This window comes from Metabacillus sp. GQ13, from assembly GCF_059758525.1.
On the sequence record NZ_JCAXET010000010.1, the window covers coordinates 58,502 to 82,106 of the forward strand.

General features: G+C 35.7%; 26 protein-coding genes. 2 read left to right on the forward strand and 24 right to left on the reverse strand.

What is annotated here, in order from left to right; translation table 11 throughout:
• Positions 1-40: 40 nt before the first annotated feature.
• From AC6CHR_RS13720 to degS, 16 genes are all read right to left on the reverse strand, one after another.
• Positions 41-1,177: a flagellin N-terminal helical domain-containing protein gene (locus AC6CHR_RS13720; RefSeq protein WP_498249493.1), complete on the reverse strand. Its 1,137-nt coding sequence runs from the start codon at positions 1,175-1,177 to the stop codon at positions 41-43.
• A gap of 298 nt (positions 1,178-1,475) precedes the next feature.
• Complete coding sequence (gene csrA, locus AC6CHR_RS13725; protein WP_498249494.1) at positions 1,476-1,706, reverse strand: carbon storage regulator CsrA; 231 nt, start codon at positions 1,704-1,706, stop codon at positions 1,476-1,478.
• 11 nt (positions 1,707-1,717) lie between these two features.
• Positions 1,718-2,155, reverse strand: a complete 438-nt coding sequence (gene fliW, locus AC6CHR_RS13730) for a flagellar assembly protein FliW (RefSeq protein WP_498249495.1) — start codon at positions 2,153-2,155, stop codon at positions 1,718-1,720.
• 21 nt (positions 2,156-2,176) lie between these two features.
• Positions 2,177-2,746, reverse strand: coding sequence for a DUF6470 family protein (locus tag AC6CHR_RS13735; RefSeq protein ID WP_498249496.1), 570 nt, complete (start codon positions 2,744-2,746; stop codon positions 2,177-2,179).
• Between the two features lie 47 nt (positions 2,747-2,793).
• Positions 2,794-3,714, reverse strand: coding sequence for a flagellar hook-associated protein FlgL (gene flgL / locus AC6CHR_RS13740; protein WP_498249497.1), 921 nt, complete (start codon positions 3,712-3,714; stop codon positions 2,794-2,796).
• A 23-nt stretch (positions 3,715-3,737) separates the two neighbouring features.
• Entirely contained in the window at positions 3,738-5,312 is a 1,575-nt protein-coding gene (gene flgK / locus AC6CHR_RS13745) for a flagellar hook-associated protein FlgK (RefSeq protein ID WP_498249498.1), read from the reverse strand.
• Between the two features lie 17 nt (positions 5,313-5,329).
• Positions 5,330-5,809 (reverse strand): flagellar protein FlgN, encoded by a 480-nt coding sequence (locus AC6CHR_RS13750; RefSeq protein WP_498249499.1) that lies wholly within the window; start codon positions 5,807-5,809, stop codon positions 5,330-5,332.
• A 31-nt stretch (positions 5,810-5,840) separates the two neighbouring features.
• Entirely contained in the window at positions 5,841-6,104 is a 264-nt protein-coding gene (gene flgM, locus AC6CHR_RS13755; RefSeq protein ID WP_498249500.1) for a flagellar biosynthesis anti-sigma factor FlgM, read from the reverse strand.
• A gap of 84 nt (positions 6,105-6,188) precedes the next feature.
• Positions 6,189-6,608, reverse strand: coding sequence for a TIGR03826 family flagellar region protein (locus AC6CHR_RS13760; RefSeq protein WP_498249501.1), 420 nt, complete (start codon positions 6,606-6,608; stop codon positions 6,189-6,191).
• A gap of 57 nt (positions 6,609-6,665) precedes the next feature.
• Positions 6,666-7,364, reverse strand: a complete 699-nt coding sequence (locus tag AC6CHR_RS13765; RefSeq protein WP_498249502.1) for a ComFC family protein — start codon at positions 7,362-7,364, stop codon at positions 6,666-6,668.
• A complete protein-coding gene (gene comFB, locus AC6CHR_RS13770; RefSeq protein WP_498249503.1) occupies positions 7,361-7,642 on the reverse strand; it encodes a late competence protein ComFB in 282 nt (93 codons plus the stop codon). Before comFB ends, AC6CHR_RS13765 begins: the two co-directional genes overlap by 4 nt.
• A gap of 78 nt (positions 7,643-7,720) precedes the next feature.
• Positions 7,721-9,211, reverse strand: a complete 1,491-nt coding sequence (locus AC6CHR_RS13775; RefSeq protein WP_498249504.1) for an ATP-dependent helicase ComFA — start codon at positions 9,209-9,211, stop codon at positions 7,721-7,723.
• An 8-nt stretch (positions 9,212-9,219) separates the two neighbouring features.
• Complete coding sequence (locus tag AC6CHR_RS13780) at positions 9,220-9,405, reverse strand: SANT/Myb-like DNA-binding domain-containing protein (protein ID WP_498249505.1); 186 nt, start codon at positions 9,403-9,405, stop codon at positions 9,220-9,222.
• A gap of 153 nt (positions 9,406-9,558) precedes the next feature.
• Positions 9,559-10,401, reverse strand: coding sequence for a DegV family protein (locus AC6CHR_RS13785; RefSeq protein ID WP_498249506.1), 843 nt, complete (start codon positions 10,399-10,401; stop codon positions 9,559-9,561).
• 285 nt (positions 10,402-10,686) lie between these two features.
• On the reverse strand, positions 10,687-11,373 hold the full coding sequence (locus tag AC6CHR_RS13790) for a response regulator (protein ID WP_498249507.1): 687 nt from the start codon (positions 11,371-11,373) through the stop codon (positions 10,687-10,689).
• Positions 11,374-11,464: 91 nt separating this feature from the next.
• Positions 11,465-12,628 (reverse strand): two-component sensor histidine kinase DegS, encoded by a 1,164-nt coding sequence (gene degS / locus AC6CHR_RS13795; RefSeq protein ID WP_498249508.1) that lies wholly within the window; start codon positions 12,626-12,628, stop codon positions 11,465-11,467.
• A 280-nt stretch (positions 12,629-12,908) separates the two neighbouring features.
• Here degS and AC6CHR_RS13800 point away from each other — a divergent pair, with 280 nt between their 5' ends.
• A complete protein-coding gene (locus AC6CHR_RS13800) occupies positions 12,909-13,547 on the forward strand; it encodes a YigZ family protein (RefSeq protein WP_498249509.1) in 639 nt (212 codons plus the stop codon).
• 15 nt (positions 13,548-13,562) lie between these two features.
• Complete coding sequence (locus tag AC6CHR_RS13805) at positions 13,563-14,594, forward strand: LCP family protein (RefSeq protein ID WP_498249510.1); 1,032 nt, start codon at positions 13,563-13,565, stop codon at positions 14,592-14,594.
• A gap of 55 nt (positions 14,595-14,649) precedes the next feature.
• On the opposite strand, the gene AC6CHR_RS13810 is transcribed toward AC6CHR_RS13805, so the two are convergent.
• From AC6CHR_RS13810 to AC6CHR_RS13845, 8 genes are read right to left on the reverse strand one after another with little or no spacing between them, the layout of a single operon-like run.
• A complete protein-coding gene (locus tag AC6CHR_RS13810; RefSeq protein WP_498249511.1) occupies positions 14,650-15,327 on the reverse strand; it encodes a YveK family protein in 678 nt (225 codons plus the stop codon).
• Positions 15,324-16,793: an O-antigen ligase family protein gene (locus tag AC6CHR_RS13815; protein WP_498249512.1), complete on the reverse strand. Its 1,470-nt coding sequence runs from the start codon at positions 16,791-16,793 to the stop codon at positions 15,324-15,326. The genes AC6CHR_RS13810 and AC6CHR_RS13815 overlap by 4 nt, the downstream gene beginning before the upstream one ends.
• A gap of 42 nt (positions 16,794-16,835) precedes the next feature.
• On the reverse strand, positions 16,836-17,549 hold the full coding sequence (locus tag AC6CHR_RS13820) for an acyltransferase (protein ID WP_498249513.1): 714 nt from the start codon (positions 17,547-17,549) through the stop codon (positions 16,836-16,838).
• A gap of 12 nt (positions 17,550-17,561) precedes the next feature.
• On the reverse strand, positions 17,562-18,674 hold the full coding sequence (locus AC6CHR_RS13825; RefSeq protein ID WP_498249514.1) for a DegT/DnrJ/EryC1/StrS family aminotransferase: 1,113 nt from the start codon (positions 18,672-18,674) through the stop codon (positions 17,562-17,564).
• Positions 18,674-19,918 carry a glycosyltransferase family 4 protein gene (locus AC6CHR_RS13830; RefSeq protein WP_498249515.1) on the reverse strand — a complete coding sequence of 415 codons (1,245 nt, stop codon included), beginning with the start codon at positions 19,916-19,918 and terminating at the stop codon, positions 18,674-18,676. The genes AC6CHR_RS13825 and AC6CHR_RS13830 overlap by 1 nt, the downstream gene beginning before the upstream one ends.
• Positions 19,915-21,057 (reverse strand): glycosyltransferase family 4 protein, encoded by a 1,143-nt coding sequence (locus AC6CHR_RS13835; protein WP_498249516.1) that lies wholly within the window; start codon positions 21,055-21,057, stop codon positions 19,915-19,917. The genes AC6CHR_RS13830 and AC6CHR_RS13835 overlap by 4 nt, the downstream gene beginning before the upstream one ends.
• Positions 21,058-21,116: 59 nt before the next feature.
• The gene (locus AC6CHR_RS13840; RefSeq protein WP_498249517.1) at positions 21,117-22,451 is read right to left on the reverse strand and encodes a nucleotide sugar dehydrogenase; all 1,335 of its coding nucleotides are present in this window, start codon (positions 22,449-22,451) and stop codon (positions 21,117-21,119) included.
• 49 nt (positions 22,452-22,500) lie between these two features.
• Positions 22,501-23,514, reverse strand: coding sequence for a Gfo/Idh/MocA family protein (locus tag AC6CHR_RS13845; protein WP_498249518.1), 1,014 nt, complete (start codon positions 23,512-23,514; stop codon positions 22,501-22,503).
• Positions 23,515-23,605 lie beyond the last annotated feature (91 nt).

Genomic DNA, 23,605 nt, shown 5'->3' on the forward strand with positions numbered 1-23,605 from the left:
TTAATTAGCCGGTCCTTATATAAATTTACTAAACATTCAATTATTGAAGTAATTGAAGAACACCTTGTGGTTGTTGGTTAGCTTGAGCAAGCATAGCTTGTGCAGCTTGAGAAAGAATACCATTTTTAGTAGACTCCATCATTTCTTTAGCCATGTCAACGTCACGTACACGAGATTCAGCAGCTGTTAAGTTTTCAGCAGATGTACCTAAGTTGTTAATAGTGTGATCTAAACGGTTTTGGAATGCACCTAATTTAGAACGTTGTGAAGATACATCCTCAATAGCTTTGTTAATAGAAGAAATAGATGCTTCTGCAGCTTGTGAACTACTTACATTAACACCGTCAACATGTAATGCAGATGAACTCATATTCTCAATTGATACTTTCATTGTTTGAGAAGAGTTTGCACCAATTTGATACGTTAGTGAAGCATCCTCTAAATCAGCAACTGCTGCACGTGTTGTAAATGTTGCTTCTTCGCCAATTGAGTCACTAGTCAAAGCGCCGAAAGTAACACTTGCTTCACCGATCGTAACTGCACCACCAGCAGCAGCCACTTCGATATTAGTTGCAACACCACTTGCATCCACAACATTAACTGTGAATGTTGCAGCGCCTGTATTAGCTGATGTGATTTTTACGTTATAAGTATTATCTTCTGTAATAGTTGTAACAGCAGCAGAAATACCACTAAATACAGCACTATCAGAAACTTCATTGAACGTAGTGGATTGAACTTCAGAATTTACCCCACTCAATTCACCATTCAACAATTTCTTAGTGTTAAACTCAGTTGTATTTGCAATACGATCAATTTCTTCCACTAACTGATCCATTTCTTTTTGAAGCTCTGTACGATCAGTATCAGTGTTAGTATCATTTGAAGATTGAACTGCTAGTTCACGCATACGTTGAAGGATTGAGTGTGTCTCGTTTAGTGCACCTTCAGCAGTTTGAATTAAAGAGATACCATCTTGTGCGTTTTTCGAACCCATTTCTAACCCACGGATTTGTCCACGCATTTTTTCAGAGATTGCTAATCCAGCAGCATCGTCACCAGCACGGTTGATACGAAGACCTGAAGATAGTTTCTCCATTGATTTAGATTGTGCATTTGAAGCACTCGTTAATTGACGGTGTGTGTTTAACGCCGCGATATTGTGATTAATTCTCATTTTTGTTTTCCTCCTTGAATTTAGGCTCATTCACATCCATGTGAATGAAAGTTTTTTATGAAAGGAACACGCATTGTCGGCCGCCATTTTGTGTTTCTTCCTTACACTATTATTATCGACTCAATTAAGAGATGTTTAATAGTTTTTTAAAGAAATATTAAAATAGTTTACAGGAAAATTTATGAAGGGCTTTATTTCTATTAAATAGTCTTTGTTTAATCTGATTACTATTGAATGTAAAATATAAGAATTGCTATTTCCTCTTACATATAAATAAATAAAGACCCTAAGCGTCAACCTAAGGTCTAAAATTGCTATTTTTCATTTGATCAAGTAAATTTTTACTGATGGAAGCAGCTTCATTATTTGATTCTTGTATGGTTAAGTAAATCTCTTTTCGGTGTATTTCAATATCCTTTGGAGCATTAATTCCTAGTTTGATTTGATCACCCTGAACAGATAATACAGTTAATTCAATTTGATGACCAATTTGAATTGTTTCTCCTACTTTTCGTGTTAAGACAAGCATACTTCCACCTCCTACTTTTGAATGCTATTTTGAATGATCTTATGTCTTGGTGTGTACTTCGTATTATTTAAGATTAGTTGTTTGGCCACTTTTTTATTTTGATTTACAATAATCGGAGCTTGAAGGTTTGCTGTTGATTCACTAAAAGGATCTTTGATTGTTAGGATCGTTAAAATTTGAATATCCTCTTCTGATGTTATTCTAAGTACCTCTTTGTCATTGTCATGTAATTCAAACTCGTAATCTTGAAAGAATAAAAATGGATTAACAACAACAAAACCAAGTTCAGGTGTGCTCAATGATTGCATAATCATAAAGGGAGATTCCTTATCAAACGGTAAGAGAATAAACTTTTTTTCTTCTAAAAACCCTGGGATACCATTCTCAAAATGAATAAATTCCGCTTCTTCTATCATTAGTAGACCATGATACTTCGTTTGTATTTCCATAGGTCACCATCCTTAACACTATTATGCCTTAATATCAATCATTTCAAAATCAATATTCAAGTTATTTCTTCTTTGCACATAAATATCAACATTACCCGCTTGATAATCGAAAATTGGTTTATTTACTCTAACACTAACGTTTGGTTTATTTTGACCTACATTTACTTCTACCTCAGCTGGTTGGTAATGAACCTTCACACTACCTGGGGAAGGAATAAAACCCATGCCAAATTCCTTCATTGGCTTTTGACTATTTAGTTTAGCCTGAGTCGCAATTGGATTTCCGGGATTTTCAATTTTCATTAATTGATCTCCTTGTTGCGCACGACGGGCTAGACCGGCCAACCAATCCCTCTTTCCCTTCTGAGCGAACTCCTCTATTCTTCTTGATATCGATTTTAAATCCATATCAACTCTAGCCTCAGATTGGTCAATTGTTAATTTTGATTGGGTTGTATTTATTTGGATGTCTGCTTTAGGTTGTTCTATTGAAAGACTCGCTTTAGGTTGCTTAATATTATTTACTGCATTGTTTGTTTGTATTCCGATTTGTCCCGTTGTACTATCAAGTCTAATTTGAGGAATTTGCATGTTCTCATCACTCCTAGTAAAAAAGCTATCCCACAAAGGAAGATAGCTCATCGTAAAAAGTCTATTAAAGAGGGCTGAATGATTTTTGAACCAACAGCAAGTGATGCACGGTGAATACTTTCTTGAATAGTGAGGTTAGTGATAACACGTTCGATATCAGCATCTTCATTATCAGATAATATTCGATTCGCAATTACTTCTTGGTCTCCTAATCTAGACTCCACTAATTCAAGTCTGTTATATCGTGCACCTAGCCCTGATCGTTCTGCTGAAAGGTGACCAATTTGTTCATCTAGTTTTTCAAGAAGCTCATCGCCTAATCGAACTTCATCACCATTAGCATCAACATGAAGAGAGCCACCATTCAGTGCATCTTCAATATCCTTTATCGTATTCATGATGTCTTTACCGAATACATTATTTGCATCAATATTAACCTGAAGTTGTACTCCTTTTGAAACTTCAACTCCAAATTTCGCATTATTCATTGTATATTCGTAATCCCCATTTGCATCCAATTGAACCGGATCTTGTATTGGTGCCGTATGCGTTTCTGTTCCATTATAAATATATTTTCCAGCTACTTGAGTATTAGCAACACCCATTAAATCCTCTTTTAACTCAGCAATTTCTACACCTATAGATTTTAAATCCTCCGCACTATTTGTTTCATTATTTCCTTTTACTAGTAGTTCCCTAACACGTTGGACAATTTGATTAGCATGCTCAATACCAGCTTCAGAATTCTCCATCCATGTATTCGCCTCATTTAAATTCCGTTGATATTGTTCAACCTCTGATAAATTGGTTCGGTAAAACATCCCTTTAATTGCAACCACTGGGTCATCAGAAGGGCGACTGATTTTCTTTCCAGTTGCTAATTGTTCCTGATATTTCCCTAGATTTGAATAACTGTTACTTAAGTTTCTCAACGAATTACTTGCTAACATACTTTGTGTAACACGCATATTTTTCACCTACCTTTTCTAAGTTATATTCCCATTCCATTTATTATCGTATCTAAGAGCTCATCTTGCAGAGAGATCATTTTCGCTGATGCATTATATGCATGCTGGAATTGAATCATATTTGTCATTTCTTCATCAAGAGAAACTGCACTTACTGACTGTCTTCTTTGGTCAACCGAATCACGTAATACATTACTATTTGAAGTTAATCTTTCCGCTTCTTGGGCATTTACAGCCATTCCACCAATAACACCTTCATAAAAATTTTGTAAAGTTGTTTGATCTCCACCGATGTCATTGAAAGTCATATTTTTAACTTCAGCTAACTTTATTGCATTATTTCCATTACCGATTTCAGGTAATACATCACCATCTTTGAAGCCTGTTGCTATATTATCAGTAGATTCATCGATTTCATCTGAGATACTTATTAGACTTGCAGCATCTTTCGATTCAGTTCCAATAGAAAAGAAATCAATTTTACTTTTATCATTTTCAGCTTTAGGACTATTATCAACATAATCATTAAGGGTCCATCCTGCACTATGAACTGCATTAAACTCTGTTGCAAATTTAAATGCCATCGTATCCAAGTCTTTAAGCATATTTGGATATAAACCTCCGCCATAATCAGTACCATCTTCAAAACCATATGAATCAATTAAACTACTGATTTTTCCAGCACTATTAAAATCCATGATTTTAATTTCTTTACTGCCAATATTAACAGCTTGTACAAGTCCATCCTTTAGCTGACCATTTTCCCCTTGTATCTGTTGATAACTAACACTCAATTCATTGACCCATTGTCGTTTTGCATCAACTAGTGTTCCAAGACTTTTACCATTGTCATCTACAATTTCAACCGAAACTGTTCCTTCTGCAATTTTTAATGCATTTCCTCCAGATGGATTGTTCGTCACTTTAATATTTGCTAACGATGATAATTGATCAAGAAGACGATCACGTTCATCATATAAGTCATTTGGTAAATATCCATTAGGTTCAATTTCTGAAATTTGTTTATTTATGTTATTTAGTTGGTTTGCTACTGAATTGATTTCTTTAATAGAAACATCTAATTCATTTTTCAAATCATCTTGCACTGATTTAAGCGAAGTTGATAAATAGTTAAATGTTTCTGCAACAGCTTTTCCTCGTTCACGAACTACAGAACGAGCACCTGAATTTGTTGGATCCAACGCTAAATCCTGAAGTGATTGCCAAAAACGATCTAATGAATTAGATAAACCTGTTTCTGAAGGTTCATTCATAATCTCTTCCATCTTCTCAAGAGCACTAGCTCTTGATTCCCAATATCCTAGTTTATTATTTTCTGATCGATATTGCGTATCAAGAAAGCTATCACGTATACGTTGGACACTTCCTGCCTCGACTCCTGTTCCCATTTGTCCCGGGAGTTGCGGACGGTTTAGTCCTAGAGATGGATACGACTCAGTACTCTGAAAGTTTACACGTTGACGTGTATAACCAGGTGTGTTGGCATTTGAAATGTTGTTACCTGTAGTATGAAGTGCACTTTGTTGTGCGAACATCCCACGTCTTGCTGTTTCTAATCCCATAAAAGTTGAGCGCAATTTGTTTCCTCCTTACTTTAAGCTTGTGAGTCGAAGAAAGATCTGCGTTTCATTTCCTTCGTATTCTCAGCTGGTTTATTATAATTAAAATCCTTTTCTTGAGGCATGATCATATCAAGCGTAATCGCTGTAAGCTGGAGCGCTTGCTTGGTCAGTTCTTTGTTTAACTGATTCGCATCCTTTAACTTAGCCATCGTTTCGGAGAATTTTTTTGCAATAACTTGTAATTTTCCCTTCTCTTCTCCAACAGCTTTTTCAATACAAGCCGTTAATGTTAATTCCTCTTCTGTTTCAAGAAATTGAACGGTGTGGACAATCCGTTCTTCTTCGACTTGCTTGATTGCTTTTATATACATTTGTTCTTTTTTTACTAACTCATTTAATTCATTTACATTCTCACTCTTCAAGACTTCCGTTTTCTGAAGGGCTACATTATGGAGATTTTGATGAAGTTGTAATAGCTTTTCAAGTGTTCCAATTAAATTTCCTGCTGACATTCATAACCCTCCATGTTCACCTTGTGAGACCTTATTTTTTATAAAAGTTAACCAGTCCAGTCGCTATCGCCTTCGGATCGATCGTATAATTTCCACTTTCTAACTGTGTTTTCAGTGCTTGAACTTTTTCCTGTCTTGCTTTTGAAACATCATTTGTTTGTTGTAGATCAATCGCTTTTGAAGAAATCTCTACTTTATCTGCTTTCGTTTGTGGTTTTTGTTCTGTTGCAGTATTTTTATCTACGTTACGTTTGTACGGGTTTACACCCATTGAACCAACATTATTGATTTTCAAGAAGTATCCCTCACCTTCGTTTAGCTGCGTGTGCAATTTTATATACTCTATATCGGCTAGTTTTGATTTATTTTTAGTGAAATTCTATTTTTTAGTACTTTGGGAGTAGAAAGTTGCTTGGTTTTCTTGACTTTTATTCCGTTCACTAATCTTTTCTACCTGATCCATTTGATTCAATTGCTTATGAATATCCGTTTTACAGCTTTCACATAATCGATCTTCTCTAATCACCTTACCACATTTCTCACATGGATAGCCAAGGTTGGGAAAGTTGGAGAGCTGGATTCTCCCATTTCGAATAAATTTCAGAATTAACTCCTCAGCTACACCTGTTGCTTCTACGACTTCATGCAATAACGCTTTACGGTTTTCTCGTTTACGTAAAAATTTAAAGACTGTTTCATAAGCTGTTTCTTCTTTTTTGTAACAAGCATCACATACTGAACGAAATTGTGTTTGCACAAACAAGGTATTACATTTTGGGCAGTTTGATAATTCTCCCATTTTCATTCTCCTATCGGTTTATTGTCTACCTATTATATCGGCATCCATCCTATATCTTTAACTTCTAATTAATGTTAACGAGGATATTTTCACTGCTCCGGATTCCATAAGTAGCTTTCCAGCGTGACGAAGTGTTGTTCCTGTCGTGTAGATATCATCGATCAATAAAATATTCTTATCTATTATTTTAATGGGTTCACTGACAGAAAACACATTTGTTGCAGTTATTCTTTCATGACGAGACTTTTTGGATTGTTTTTCATGGTCGGTTCTTTGGAGAATATCTAGTTGTGGTAGTGGAAGAAAGTCGGCAAGCAGCTTTGCTTGGTTAAAGCCTCTTTCATATAAACGTTCTTTACTTAAGGGGATTGGGATCAAATAGTCGAACTTCATAGATGTGAGTTGTTTTTTATAGATTGTCTCTAGCTCTTTTTTGAAAACATTAACTATGGCAGCATCGCCACGAAATTTAAAGGTAGCTAAGACTTCCTTCATCGCTTCATTATATTCGAAAATCGACATATTTTTATCGAGTATGTCCTTCCACAGCTGGTTCTCGTTCCAGAGTTTGCAATCACTGCAACGATCATTCGTTTCTTGAGGCCGACAGCAGCTTGGGCATGTTGGACCTGTTACTTTCTTGAACGATTGGTAACAGTCATCACAAGTGTTTTCTTCTTTTAACAATAGTAGGCTTGACCAAGCGACTTTTGGAGGGATTTCTTGATGACAAATAAGACAGGCGAATGCAATCATCCCCTATTCAAAAAATTTTTACATAACGGTTTGTCTGAGACTAGTTTAGCGCATTCAGCAAGTTTGACTAACAGTGAGGTCATTTCTTGTTTATCTATGAATTGTGCTTTAATATACATGATTTTATCTTCGTTCGTCACATAATGTGGTTTTGTTTTATTTAATGTAAGTGCAAGGATGTCGTCTAAACATTCATCACATGTACAAGTTAACTGTAGACGATTTTTATACTCGTCCAATAAATCTTTCATGATTCGTTCCATTGCATTAATGATCATTTAGTCGATCTCCCAGCTTTGCAAAAGCAACAATTTTCTTTATTATGCCATAAACAGGGTTTATCAGGAAGCGATAACCTACTTATTGGTTAAATTGTCACTATTTCTTGCTGTTTCATTCATGTCTAGAATGTGTCGTTTCGCATCAAGCATCGCCTCTGTTTTTCCATAATGGAAGAAGGTGATCTCACCGGTTGGATAGTCGGCACTTCTGCCAACACGGCCAGATATTTGAACAAGGGCACTTTCGTTGAAGATTTCATCCTCACTACCAAGCACAGCGACATCACTATTCGCTATCGTGACCCCTCGTTCTAAGATCGTTGAGGTGATAATGATTGGAATCTCACCTTTACGGAAACTAGCCACCTTCTCCTTCCTATCCGGATCTTCTGAATGGACACCGACAATTCTCTCGTCAAACTGCTTACATAATTCTACTACTTGATCAATCACCAAGATCGAAGGCACAAATAGAAACGCCTGTTTCTTCGTTTGTAGCTGCTTTGAAATCCAAGTAGTCATAACTTTTGGAAACTTGCCTTGCTTAAGTCCCTTATGCCAATTCCCACACCAAGTGAATCTCGGACTTGGCAAAGGACAACCGTGGTAACGGGCAGGGATTTTTACAGCCTTTCTTTTGTTTTGCCTTACTTCTTTTTTCCATTGCTTTGAAGGGGTCGCTGTTAAGTAAATGAGGGAACTAGCTGGTTTTCGTGCTTTTTCTACGGCGTATTGCAGCGAGTGGTCTATCGAGTACGGAAACGCGTCTACTTCATCGACAATGATCGTATCAAACGCATCTCTAAATCGTAAGAGCTGGTGTGTGGTTGAGAGATATAAGGAGGCAGGCTGATTGTTTTCTTCACTTCCACCATATAAGGCAGTGATTGCTGTGGTTGGGAATACATTTCTTAGTCGTGGGGATAATTCTAGGACAACATCGGTGCGTGGTGTGGCAATACAGATTTTTTTCCTGTTTTGTAAGCCGTATTCAATTCCGTTAAACAATACTTCAGTTTTTCCAGCCCCACAAACTGCCCAAACTAACAGCTCATTGCTTTGTTCCATCGCGTTTACTACTTGTTCAGATGCATATCCCTGTCCTTGAGATAGTTCACCTTCCCAGTTTAACATTGCAGGAGAATGATCATTTAACATAGGTCCCACCCAACTATATAAAGGCGTGCACTCACTAATTCGCCCCATCATCATACAGCCTCGACAGTAATAACACTGCTGTTCACCACAGCGCGCACAGGAAAAATGAGCAAAAAGCGAGGTCTGGCTATTATTGCACCGCTTACAAAGCAACCGTCCCTTATCACGATAGATACCATGATTTAGTTTAAGGTAGCCATGCTGATAATGTGCTTGCAATATTTCAATAGAGAATGGAAGTTCAGTAAAGAGCAATTCCCTACCAATTAGGTATTGCTGTAGTTCAGTAGAATACTCGAAGCCTACATTAAGTGGGTTCTGAGGAAGATTACCGTGCTTTGAAATTGGCAATCCCTCTTTAAAAGAAAAAGTTGGAGTTAAACCATTATCTTCAATTGAAAACCTCATTTGTCACCTCAATCACCTCTTAGGATTTTTCGATAACGTTTTTCGACACTTATGGCGGTACGTGATAAATGTGTGGCTATTTGTCTGAATTTCAGTCCATCATTTCGTAGTTCTAACAGCCTTCGATCTTCAAGGGTTGTCCAATGACGATATGTTCGTTTTTGTTCATCCGTGTTTCCAGGATTTATGCTCATTTATGGCTTCAAACCTCTCTTTACATTGTTCTAAATAAGTATGAGGGATAAAAAATACCAAGTCTATAAATCGAATAAAATAAAGGAGAAAAGTACCAGTACAACCATACTTTCCTCTCGTTTTATTTCTTAATTTATAGTACAATTTGTGACTTATTTCCTATACCACCCCAGACCGATTGCCCCTTCACCTAGATGCGTTCCAACAACTGGACCAAAATAGCTGATAAAGCATTCAACATTCGGGTATTTTTCTTCTAGCTCTTGTTTCGTTTTCACTGCCTCTTCTGGACGATTGGCATGAATGATTACCGCTCGAATCGGAACCCCTTTTTCTGCATCCTCATGAAAAAGGTCAAACACTCTGTTTAGTGCCTTTTTACGAGTACGAATCTTTTCAAATGGAACAATTTTTTTATCATCAAAATAGAGGATTGGTTTAACTTGGAGCAAGCTTCCAATCAATGCTTGTGCTCCATTTAATCGCCCGCCTCGTTGGAGATTCGTTAGATCATCGACCATAAAGTATGCCCGTGCAGTTTTCTTTATTTCCTCTAACCGCGCGAGGATCTCTTCTGGCGATTTTCCTTTTTGGGCCATTTCTGATGCCTCAAGTGCATAGAAGCCCTGGACCATACAGCTAATTTCTGTATCGAATGGGTAAACCTTGATGTTTTCAACCATATCCCCGGCTGAAACAGCTCCGCTATATGTGCCGCTAACACCACTAGAGAGGTGAATAGCGATCACAGCATCATAATCCTTAGCGAGTGTTTCGAATAATTGTGTAAACATACCAACTGAAGGCTGTGATGTCCTTGGAAGCTCTTGTTTCACTCTTATCTCTTCGTAAAACTGTTCTGCGGTAATTTCTATTTCCTCTTGATAGCTTTCTGTTTTGAAGTTAATACTTAGTGGTATCATATAAATACCAAGCTTTTCGCGTATTTCTTTGGGGATGTAGGCGGTACTATCTGTTAAAACAGCCGTTTTCATGGTTTAATTCCTTCCTTATAACAAATATCTTATTAGTGTACTATCATTTTAACGGATAATGTATTGCATTTCATTAGGAAGTTAAAAAGAGCGAATTCGTTACGAAGGCGTATGCGAATTGATGTGACTGGATCTAGGAAAAAGCGATCTTCTTTTTCTCGAGGGCTTTGACATGCCCTGCTGGCGCTGGATGTCGACAATTCTCACACAACATAGTGATTTATGACTAAACATCAAAAAATCAGACCCTTTAAAAAGAGCCTGATCCTATGTATACGTCCTGAATTACTTAACTTCAACCCAACCACTTTTAATTGCAAAGACAACAGCTTGAGTACGATCATTTACACTCATCTTTTGTAGGATGTTACTTACATGGTTTTTAACTGTTTTTTCACTTATAAACAAGCCTTCACCAATTCCACGGTTGCTTTTTCCATCCGCAAGCATTTGCAGTACTTCACACTCACGGCGTGTTAGGATATGTAATGGTCTACGTATTTCTGGTTGTAATGGACGTGAATTGGCATCTTGTCCATTTGCAGTTGCTAGGCGTCTGAATTCATTGACTAAGTTATGTGTTACCTTAGGATGTAGATATGATCCACCATCAGCGACTACCTTCACTGCTTCAATCAGTGTATCTGCATCCATTTCTTTTAATAGGTAACCTCGTGCACCTGTTTTTAATGCATGTGTTACATAGTTTTCATCATCATGGATCGATAAGATAATCACTTTGGCATCTTGATTCGCTTCAATTAACTGTTTTGTTGCTTCGACACCATTCATTTTTGGCATGTTAATATCCATAATGACTACATCAGGCTTATGATCTTCAACAATCCCTAATGCATCTTCTCCGTCATCACCTTCTGCGACTACCTCAAAGCTTGGTTCAAAATCTAAAATGCGTTTTACACCTTCACGAAATAACTGATGATCATCAATAATAACGATTTTCGTCTTCATGTTTACGCCTCCCCATCAATTTAATCTTTGTCTTTAGCTATCTATACCGTCTATAAGCCTTTAGGACGTTTTAATACCATTATATCAGAAATTAACCTATTTGATATGGGACTTGAATCATGATAAAAGTCCCTAATCCAAGCTTAGAATCAATTGTCATCTTTCCTTCTAACAAATCAATTCGTTCCTTCATTCCAATTATGCCAAATGATTTCTTGTCTTTGTTACCCTTTAATTCTTTGACATTAAATCCTTTACCATTATCCTTAATCAACATCGTAAACATTTCTTTTGCAGCTTCTACTTTTACAGATACTTCTGTTGCCTCAGAATGCTTTAATGAATTTGTTACCGCCTCTTGTGCTAAACGAAATAATGCCACTTCAAATCTCGATGGTAGCCTACGATCGTTCAGACATCCAACGCTTTCAAAATGAATTTTTGTTTTTCCATTATATTCTTCGATCGTGTTCATGTATTTTCTGAGGGTCGGGATAAGTCCTAAGTCATCTAACGCCATTGGTCTTAAGTCATAGATAATTCTTCTAACCTCATATAAAGCGTTCCGGACATTTTGCCGGAGACTACGGATTTCCTTAAACCCTTCTTCTGCACCACGTTCACGATAAATTCGTTCGATTAACTCTGAGCGCATCATCACATTGGCAAGCATTTGCGCAGGACCGTCATGGATTTCTCTTGAAACCCGCTTACGTTCCTCCTCTTGCGCCTCAATAATGCGTAAGCCAAAATCCTGCTTTTGCTGGGCATCCTCTAAAAGTAACCCTACCTGACGTAAATCCCGGTTTAAATAATTTAAAACAACGGTAATTTGACTAACTAGAGATTCCGAACGTTCAATGATCTCTTGCAGACCTAGCAGACGTCTTTCTAGATCATCGCGACGGTCACGAAGCTGTTTCTCATGCTGCTGCATCATTGTAAGCTCTACTTGCAGCTTGTGGGCCTTTTCATAAGCATCACGAATTTCTTCCTCTGAAAAATCATTAAAATGCTTACTCACCTGTGCAAGTCGATTACGAGCAATTCTTGCATGGACCTCAAGGTTATCTCCTTCTTCAATCACAGTACTCACTTGAAATTTAATATCTGCTAACTCTTGAACCAATGATTCATACTGCTTACGAGACTGCTCACCAATTTGAAAAATCTCGTCTTTACTTCCGTCCACAGTATGGACCATCTTTTCTAAAACTTCATCTAGTACCTTGCCATCAATTTTGTTGGAGTTCACCTTATTCCCTCCGATATATGTATAATAAATGTGAAAATTTTAGCCAAATTGAAAAATTCTCTTCCAAAACTTATTAATTGCATAAATTATTTATTCATATACATATCGCCAAAAACCAGATAAATCCTGGTATGCCTAGCTTTCACCTATAAATAAACAAAAATCTCCGCAATTCTTTTTAGTTTGTCACATTATTTACGATTGAAGTAAAAAAAATGTCGTTTTATAATAAGATAATGTGCTATTCTATTTTTGCTTGCTTGTCAGGAGGTGTACAGGCATGCTTTCACATTATTATACCGTAAAAGGCTATGGAGAGCATGAATTAATTATTCAAAAATCACGTTTTCTTTGTTATACAGAGCGCGTAACAACCGAAGAAGAGGCTCAACGCTTTATTCAACAAATTAAAAAGAAACACCATAATGCGAATCATAATTGCTCAGCCTACCTTATTGGCGAACATGACCATATTCAAAAGGCAAATGATGATGGTGAACCAACTGGAACCGCTGGAGTCCCAATGCTCGAAGTGTTAAAAAAGAAAAAATTAAAAGACACAGTCGTCGTTGTCACACGATATTTCGGAGGAATCAAACTAGGTGCAAGTGGTTTGATTCGCGCATACGGAAAATCGGTCTCAGAAGGCCTAGGTTCGATCGGAATTGTTGAACGAAAACTTATGCGTGTGATGCATACAAAAATTGATTATACATGGCTTGGAAAAGTGGAAAATGAATTACGCTCTTCCACTTATAAATTAAAGGACATTCACTACTTAAATGACGTAGAAGTGGAAACCTATGTAGAGGAAGAAAAAAAGGAGTCCTTTGTTGAGTGGATGACAGAGCTTACTAATGGGAAAAGCGAACTATCAGAGGGAATTGTTACTTATTTAGAAGAAAAAATCTTACAATGAGTTGGGGAGTTATAGATGCAGTCTCAAAAAAGAGTGGTTAGGCGAAAAAGGAAAAAAGGTAAAAAAGTAATAAGATTTATCTTATTTTTATTTATTCTACTGTTCGTATTAGTTATAGGAATTGGTGGATACTTCGTGTATCAATCCATTACTGCCGCAGACGAATCTTATGTAAAAATGGATCGAGGAGACAAGTCAAATTTAAGAGATAAACCCGTTCAAATATCATCTGATCCAGTATCTATCTTATTATTAGGTATCGAAAACTATACCGATGAAAATGACCATGGTAGATCTGATACCATTATGGTTGCAACGTTCAATCCTGATACTCAATCAATGAAAATGCTTAGTATACCTCGTGATACCCGGGTCTCTATACCACAAAGGGAATCAAAGACTAAGATCAACCATGCATACTCACTAGGTGGTAGGGAACAAACAATTGAGACAGTTGAAAACTTCCTTGATATTCCTATTGATTATTTCGTATCAGTGAACTTTAATGGTTTTATTAATATTGTTGATATACTTGGCGGAGTAAAGGTAGACGTCCCTTTTGATTTTTACGACATAAATAAGGATTGGGATACCTTTTATTTTGAAGAAGGTGAAATGGACTTAGAAGGTGAAGCCGCCCTTGTTTATGCAAGGATGAGGAAGAAAGATCCTCGAGGGGATTTTGGGAGAAATGAACGTCAACAACAAATTGTTAAAGGTGTTATAGAAAAACTCTCAACACCTAAAACAATACTAAAAATTGATGATATCGCAGATGAAATAGGGGACAATGTCGAAACAAATATTAGAATAAGTGAAGCATTAGCATTTAGACAGAAATATGCGAATTTTAATTCTACAGATATTAGTTCACTAACATTAACCGGTGCTGATAAATATATAAACGACATCTATTATTTCGAACCTGATGATGATTCATTAGATGATCTCCAGAAAGAATTGCAAACTCATTTAGGACTTTTAGATGAAGACGTGAGTGAGAATAGTCTAGATAGTGATCAAGAAGATCAACAGAATACACAATAATCCTAATAAAAAGCAAACACGCCTCCAGTATCACTACTGGAGGCGTATTTGCTTTTTATTTATTTAGTCTACTATTACTTCTAAAAAGTTCTGGCAAAAAGAGAATTAATATATCAAGCATAATCCCAATTAATATACCAAAAATAGCTCGAGATAATGGGTTATTAAAATTTTCATTTGATGATACTGGTTCTAACAGCTCTGTTTTTCCATTCTTAAGGTTTGTTAGTGTCGAGTCATATTTGGTTATTATGTCAATTTGGTTTGCTCCATTAACATCCTCCGCTTCTGCTGCTAGTTTTTTATAATTAGTAAATAATACAAATTTTTCATTCCACACTTCTTCACTTTTAGCTAGGAACCCACTAACAATAGAACTTACTGTGTTTTCAACAATCTCTTTATTTCCGCTTGTAGCTGTGAATTTTAACACGTCCGTACTATCAACAGAAACATGAATTAATCCAGGTTCAATATCTCCGTCATAATCTGATAGAGGTAGTATCTTATCTTCTAAATATTTCTTGTTTTTTAAAAGCCCAGCCATTTCGTTTGCATTAGTTAATCTTTCATTCTCAAAAGTTCCTAAGTTTACTTTCGCTTCTGCTGTGTAACTAGGTGGTATTTTTGCTTCTAAATAATATGAGATACCTCCGGTTAACAAAGGAAGGGCTATTAGTAAAATCCAAAGTCGTTTAATTCGTTTAAATATATCGTTTGCTAATTCTTTCATGTCCTCATACCTCCGTAACGCTCCATTTTAAAACCCTTTTTATAGTTTATATAACTTAAAGCAAATCCTATCAATAACCAGTTATAATTTAGCGTCATAAATGAGTTTGGACTAATACTGGCTAAAGTAAAAACAGATAAACTTGTTAATAATGCACTAGAAATCATACTAGTTTTTCGATCTACTGAATTCCTTTTAATTTTTATTAAATTCCACATTAGATAGATGAACATTAAAATATAGCCTATAAATATAAGTACACCATATTCGACAAAAATCTCCGCCCACCAGTTATGAATATTAACATCACCGGAGGTAGAATAGATAAAATGATCTCTCATATAAACTTCTGCGTTACCAGGTCCTACTCCAAAACCAAAGGTACTTTCGATAAAATGTTTTACGTTTCTTAGTAGATTTTCTCTGATATCAACCGATGTTTGAACAGAATCCCCTTTTACAAATAAACTTTCTATTTGATTGTATAGAGAGTAAAATAATGTCTGAAATCTTTGGCTCTGCGTGATTATGAAAGTGATTAAGAGTGGAATAAACATTGCTACTGATGCTAGCCTTTGTCTTACATTCATCATCAATAAAAACCAAACTATAAAACCTAAAATTAGAGCTAGTAAATTTGCACGCGATCCAGTAATTATTATTAAATAAATCGAAGTGAATATCCCAAACAATCCTACCAGTTTAAGCAGCCAGGATTTCGTATAGAAAAATAGCGATACCATAAAGAAAATAGTAATTGATAAGAAGCTTGCATAATCGTTTTCATTCACAAAAACAGCAGTTGGTATATGTTTTTGATAAGCTGCTACCGTGCTAATTCTTGATATAGGTAGATGCAAATGTAAGAAATGATTGACTAACCCTAAAAGGATTAAAGCGATACCCATTATGATCCATATGCCATAAAACATTATAAATTGTTTTTCTTTATAAAAATTTATGCCAATGATATAGATAAGTAATAAACCACTTACCAGAAATAGATAATCCTTAATTCCATTTGATATAGAAAACGCCCAACTTAATGACAAAATTCCGTATAAAAACCAAAATACAAGAAAGGTAAATATAGGCCAAACCGGATATTGCATAATTGAAATGCTTTTCTCTTTCTTGAAAAAATCATAAATAATAAAAAGCATGGTAATTCCAAGCAGGATTCTAAAAGGAAAAAGGCTTAAAGGACCAATAGAAACACTTACTAATCCAGGGCCTATAAAAGTAGAAGCTATAAGCAAATAAAATGATAATGCTCTCATAAAGTTGTAATTCCAAAAAAGTCTCTTATATAAAATAAAAAAGACGATAATACTTGTAATAACAATTGCAAGCTTAAATTTATCATTAATTTCAGAAAATTGCACTTTACTATGTAATATATATGCCAACAAAAAAGCACCTAATAAAGAACATAGCAATTGTGTAGCCAGTCGTTTTACTTGCATAAAACTCACTCCATAAATAAATAAGGCTGTAGTGAGACAGCCTTATTCTTGATTTCTAAGTAGTTGGTTATCTGGAACTTTTTTAAATACTTTTGCAGGGGCTCCTAGAACAAAGTCTTCTTGTTTTACATCCTTTGTCACTACACTTGCCGCTGCTACCGTACCGTCCTCTTCTATTACCTTTCCAGGTAAGATCGTTGAGTTCGCTCCAATTCTCCCGCCATCTTTAATGGTGATGCCTTTGAATTTACCGTACCGCTCTTTAGATCTAGCCATATAATTATCATTCGTTGTTACGACACAAGGGGCTATAAAAACATGATTACCAATTTCGGAATAAGCCGTAATATAACAGTTAGTTTCTAATTTACATTTAATTCCCACATGACAGTCGTTTTCTACAGCTACTCCTCTACCTACAATCGTTTTATGACCAATTGTTACTCTTTCTCTTATTGTTGCTAAATCAGCAACAAATACATCGTCTGCTAATTCTGCATTAGCATAGATAATAGAAGATGTCCCAATTGTACAGCCATTTCCAATGATAGTTGGTGGCAGTGTTTTTATTTCTGGTAGAATTGAATTCTTTGCTCTTGCAGGTTGTTTACCGATTACCGCATTATCTTGAATTGTTACATTGCTACCAATTTTGACACCATCATAAATGATCACGTTATTTCCTATACTAACATTTTCACCAAATTCAACATTTGATTTAATTATTACATTTTGGCCAATTTCTAAAGGTTTCATTATTTAATCAACTCACTTATTATAGAATGCCTTGATTTTTTCAACAACATATTCTTGTTGTTCTTTCTTTAGTTCAGGAAACATTGGTAGTGAAATTGCTTCCTCTGTTGCCTTTTCTGTTATTGACAGATCTCCCATTTTATAACCGAGATCAGAAAATACTGGTTGCAAATGCAGTGGCTTAGGGTAATAGATCATTGTTGAAACACCTTGCTCTTTTAAATACTCCTGTAGACCATCTCTGTTGGGAACACGAAGTGTATATTGATGGAATACATGATAATTATGCTCTTCAACAAAAGGAGTCGTTACGATACCACTAAGTTCCTCATTTAAGAATTTTGTATATCTATTTGCTCTTTCAATTCTTTGTTTACTCCAATCATTTAAATGTGGGAATTTAACATTTAAAATTGCTGCCTGTAACTCGTCTAATCTGCTATTGTAACCTAAAACATTGTGATAATACTTAGGTTTACTACCATGTACTCGAATCACACTTACTTTCTCTGCAATTTCATCGTTATTCGTAACAATCATACCTGCATCACCGTAAGCACCTAAGTTTTTAGTAGGGAAAAAACTATATACCGCAGTTGTTCCTAATTCTCCTACTGTTTTCCCTTTGTACTGTGCTCCAATAGCTTGAGCTGCATCCTCAATAATAACAAGATTATGCTTCTTGGCGATAGCACTTAGGCGATCCATATCTGCCATTTGTCCGTATAAATGAACAGGAATGATAGCTTTAGTTTTGTTTGTAACAGCTTCTTCAACCTTGTCTGGGTCAATATTAAATGTTTTTGGATCAATATCAACAAAAACTGGTGTCGCGCCAGCTCGAGCTACAGCCCCTGCTGTTGCAAAAAAAGTAAACGCTGGAACAATTACTTCATCACCAGGACCGACTCCACATCCTAAAAGAGATATATGTATTGCATCACTACCATTTGCAACACCTACACCATGCTTCACTCTACTAAATTCCGCAACATCCGACTCTAGCTTTTTTACATTTTTACCCAGAATAAAGTGTGCACTAGACATTACTTCATCCAAAGCTATAGTAATCTCAGGTTTTAGTGTTTGATATTGTTCTGTTAAATCTAACATAGGTACTTTCATCATTTTGACCTCACTTTTTCATTTAAAGTATTGTTATCTTGACAAACATTTAAAAATCTCTTGGCTAACTTTTCAATATTATGATGCTCGTCTAAATATTGGTAACCTTTTATTGAAATAGATTGCTTTTCCTCGACACTTAATTCTAGCAAATCATTTAATCCTTCGGCAAATGCAAGTGAATCTTCAGGTGGTACCGTAATCCCGGCTCCTGACGCAACCACAATGTCATTGTATACTTCTCCAGCGAAGAGTATTGGCTTTCCAGATAATAGGTAATCATTTAACTTATTTAAACTTATACCATACTGATATAACTTTGTTTTTAGCATTGAGACCATCAAGACATCAGCCAACCCTAAAGTTGATTGAACCTCTCCTTTTGGTATCGCATCAAGAAAAAAGATATTGTTATATTTCTTTGCTTGTTCTATTAAATTAGGTCTTTCAGGACCTTCTCCAATAAATATATAAGCAATGTCCTTTCTCCTACTATACTGATTAGACTCTATAATTGTCGACAAAGAATTTGCTATACCATGTGCACCAACATACATAGCAATTTTAGGAAAACTCTTCCTTATTATCTCAATCTCCTCTGTTAACGAAGAAGACGTATTTTGGTCAATAATTCTCTCAAAATCAATTCCGTTAGGTATAAAGTGAATTTTGTCCTCTGGGATACCTAAACTTGTAATATATTTATGTGCTCCTGGGAGAGTAACAATAATCTTTTCAGCCTTTTTATAAACGAATTTCTCAATCATCCCAAACATGATAGCCACTGGATGATATTTACTCATAGCACCAAAATCAATCAATGTTTTTGGCCAAAGATCTCTAATTTCTACAATAAATTTACTCTTTTTCACCCTACTTAAAACATATGCTGCTAAACAAGCAAATAAATGAACCGACGATCCGACTATCACATCTGGCTTTTCCTTACTAGAAACACCACGAAATATGGTAGTGAAGAAGTAGCTGATCATATTTAATATTCTTTTCGGTCCGTTTCCTTTGTAAGGTAAGGTCCAAACCCAATCAAACTCAATACCATTTACATTTTCAGAATAATTCTTATTTAAAGGATCTCTCCACTTAAATAGATAAGCAAGGAAACTACTTGCGAATATCCGAACTGAATGTCCGCTTTTCACCATATATTTAGCTAAATCATAATGTCTTGTTATACCTTTTTCATTTGGCTTTAAAGCTACGTGGTTTAATATCCATATCTTCATTGCCTATCACCTTGATTGGTAGGAAGGAGCTTCTTATAAGTTTGTACTAGATTTTCTGCCTCATGCTCCCAATTATACTTGTTTATAATTGCCTTTCTACCATTTTTGCCCATTAATCGAGCTTCTTCGGGATTATCCACTAACCAATTAATTGCTTTACCAATTTCTTCAGGGAGTAGTGGATCAACACTAATTCCACAGTTTTCACCTTTTAAAATATCATTCCAAAGCGGGAAATTAGAGGCAATAACTGGAAGACCTGCAGCCATATATTCAAACATTTTTATAGGATAAGAAACGACATATCTCGGTTCTGGTCTAAGTGTAACGAGACCTACTAAGGCACTTTCTAATTCAGTTTTGATTTGTTTTCTAGACAGCCATCCTAAATGGTCAACGTATTTATAGTTTTCGCTTTTCTTAACCTCAGCTTCGAGTGACTCTGGGGCATACTTCCCTGCTAGCTTCAATACAAATGGTTGTTTTTCATTTACATATCCAACAGCAGCAACCATTTCATAAATCCCTCTCAGCTCTGTAATGCCACCTATATAGAGTGCGGTATGATTATACTCTTTGTTGTCTAAGTCTAATTGTGGATCAATTAACTCTTCCAATATAGGGAAATTATGTACTGTAATAGATTGATTATTATACGTTTTAAATCGTTTATTTATCGTTGGTGTAGCTGTAACGACACCATCAAATCTCTTAGATGAATACCTCTCTGTTGCTTTTACTAATTTTGAAATCAGTGATCGTAATGGACCGGGAATCCATTGCTTTGATAATACTTGTTCAGGCACATCTTCATGAACATCATAAATGACCTTTTTCCCTTTACTTTTTAGAAGCAGACCGACAAACATTAACTCTGGATCATGGAAATGATACAAATCAGCATCTAGTTCTACTGCCTTTTTATATACAGCCTTAATGCTCTTAATCATTCGGCTTATACGATTACTACCTTTTCCATCAACGCCAACTATTTTCACACCATTTTCTACTTCAGTTTCACCGTTCGCTACTATAAGTGTTACATCGAAACCGGCTCTTTTTAATGATGCACACTCTTTGTAAAAGATCCGAATATCCTTTGAAGGATGTACGGAGGTTAAATGGCATACTTTATACATAATCAACTTCCTTTTTATTCTCAAATGAGAACCAGACCATAGGGCCTGGTTCATTTGTTTTATAACCGATCATATTTTTTACAAAGATGCTTATACTCTTTCATTGCATTCCGTGTATCAAAAATAGATTGAGCTGTTTCAGCTACTAGCTTATAGTCAAACTCAGTATGGTCAGTTGTGACAAGGACAATGTCAGCTTCTTTTAATAATTGTTCTGTTAGCTCAACTGTTTCTACATTATTACCTCTAAATTTAAACTGACTAACATGAGGATCTACAGGTATCCAGTCTGCACCTGATTTCTCCAATTCTTCTATAATCAACAATGAAGGAGATTCACGGACATCATCTATATCCTTTTTGTAGGCTAACCCTAGTACAACAACTTTTGATCCATTTAGTGATTTCTTGTCTTGGTTCAACATTTTCATCGTTCGATCAATAACAAATTCAGGCATAGAGTTATTAATTTCACCTGCAATCTCAATTAATCTTGTATGATAATTATATTCCCTAGCTTTCCATGTTAAGTAGAATGGATCAATCGGAATACAATGTCCTCCTAATCCAGGACCTGGATAGAATGGCATAAATCCATATGGTTTTGATGCAGCTGCATCAATCACTTCCCATACATCAATTCCCATTTTATCACATAAGATAGCCATTTCATTTGCTAACGCAATATTTATGTGACGGAAAGTATTTTCTAATATCTTCTCCATTTCAGCTACCGCTGGGCTAGATACTAGATGTACATCACCATCGAGAACACTACTATATAATGCACCAGCTACATCAGTACATGCAGGAGTTACTCCACCAACAACCTTTGGTGTGTTTTTAGTATTGTAATGTTTATTACCCGGGTCTACTCGTTCCGGAGAGTATGCAAGAAAGAAATCTTCCCCTGTTTTAAAGCCTTTTCCTTCTAAAATCGGTCTTAAAACCTCTTCCGTAGTTCCAGGATAAGTTGTACTTTCCAATACAACAAGCATACCTGAGTGTAAGTACTTTGATATTTCCTTACCTGAACTTTCTACATATGATGTATCCGGTTGCTGATATTTATCTAATGGTGTAGGTACACAGATGGCAACAGCATTTACTTCACTAATTTTCGAGTAATCTGTTGTAGCAATTATTTTCTTCGCTGCAATTAATTCTTTTAACTCTTCATCAACTACATCTCCAATGTAGTTGATACCTTCATTTACCATATCAACTCGTTTTTGTTGAACATCAAAACCAATTACTTGATAGCCTGCCTTTGCTTTCTCAACAGCTAATGGTAGGCCTACATAACCAAGACCTACAACACCAATAGTTGCTGATCTATCCTCTATTTTACTTAACAATTCAATAGCTAATTTATTATCTTTAACATTACTCATGATGATCTCCTCACTATCCTTTTAGTTAGATCTAAATAATTAATATCAACTAGAATTTAATAGGCAAATTGGTTTCTGCTGATTTATTTAATGAAACAACCAATTCTAAAGCCTTTCTTCCGTCAACACCAGTTACAACTGGTTCACTATCATGATTAATAGCTTGGACTATATCTTCTATGATGCATTGATGGCCAGTTTTACCAAATGGGTTATCTTGAATGGACTTAATAAGATGATTTTTCTCATCTTGTGATAAACCTTCTAGTTCAAGGTGTTCAATAAAAATAGCATTTGCACCACTAATTTTTATTGATCCCTTTTCTCCAAAAATACTAATCGATTCTTCATAGTTCTTCGGGTATATTGTTGTAGCTGCCTCGATTACACCCAGTGCACCATTATTAAAACGTACTACTCCTGTGGATACATCCTCAGCTTCTATTTTTCTTAGTCTAGTGGCATCCATACTAAATACTTCATCTATATCACCCATTAGCCATACTAGCAAGTCTAGGTTATGTATAGCTTGATTCATAAGAACCCCACCATCAAGTGCCTTGGTTCCTCTCCATGGGGCTTGGTCGTAATACTCTTGGTTTCGGTTCCACCTAACAGTTGCATTTGCATGACTTAATTTTCCAAACCTACCCTCATCCACCAGTTCTTTTACTAAAATCATGGCTGGTCTAAATCTATTTGGGTGAACAACTGCTAATTTTACATTATTTTCTTCACATGCACTTATAATTCTATCTGTATCATCTAAAGTTAATGCTATAGGCTTTTCAACTATTAAATGTTTCTTTGAACTAGCAACCTTCTCTGCAAGATTTGCATGATAGCCACTAGGAGTACAAATACACACTACATCGATAGAATCATCTTGTAAAAGTTCATCGATATCTGTGTATCCTTTAACACGGTCATTTTCAAGAAACTCAGTCATTCTTTCCTCAACAGTGTCACAAACTGCAACCAGGTCAGCACCTTCTGCATTTTTAATAGCATCCACATGCTTTTTAGCAATATGGCCACATCCAACAATTCCAAATTTAATCATAGGATATCTTATCCTTTCTTATTTCAGTATCACAATAATCATTTTATCGTATTGTCATCCATTTACATAGTCCAGTTGTTTTACAATTTTA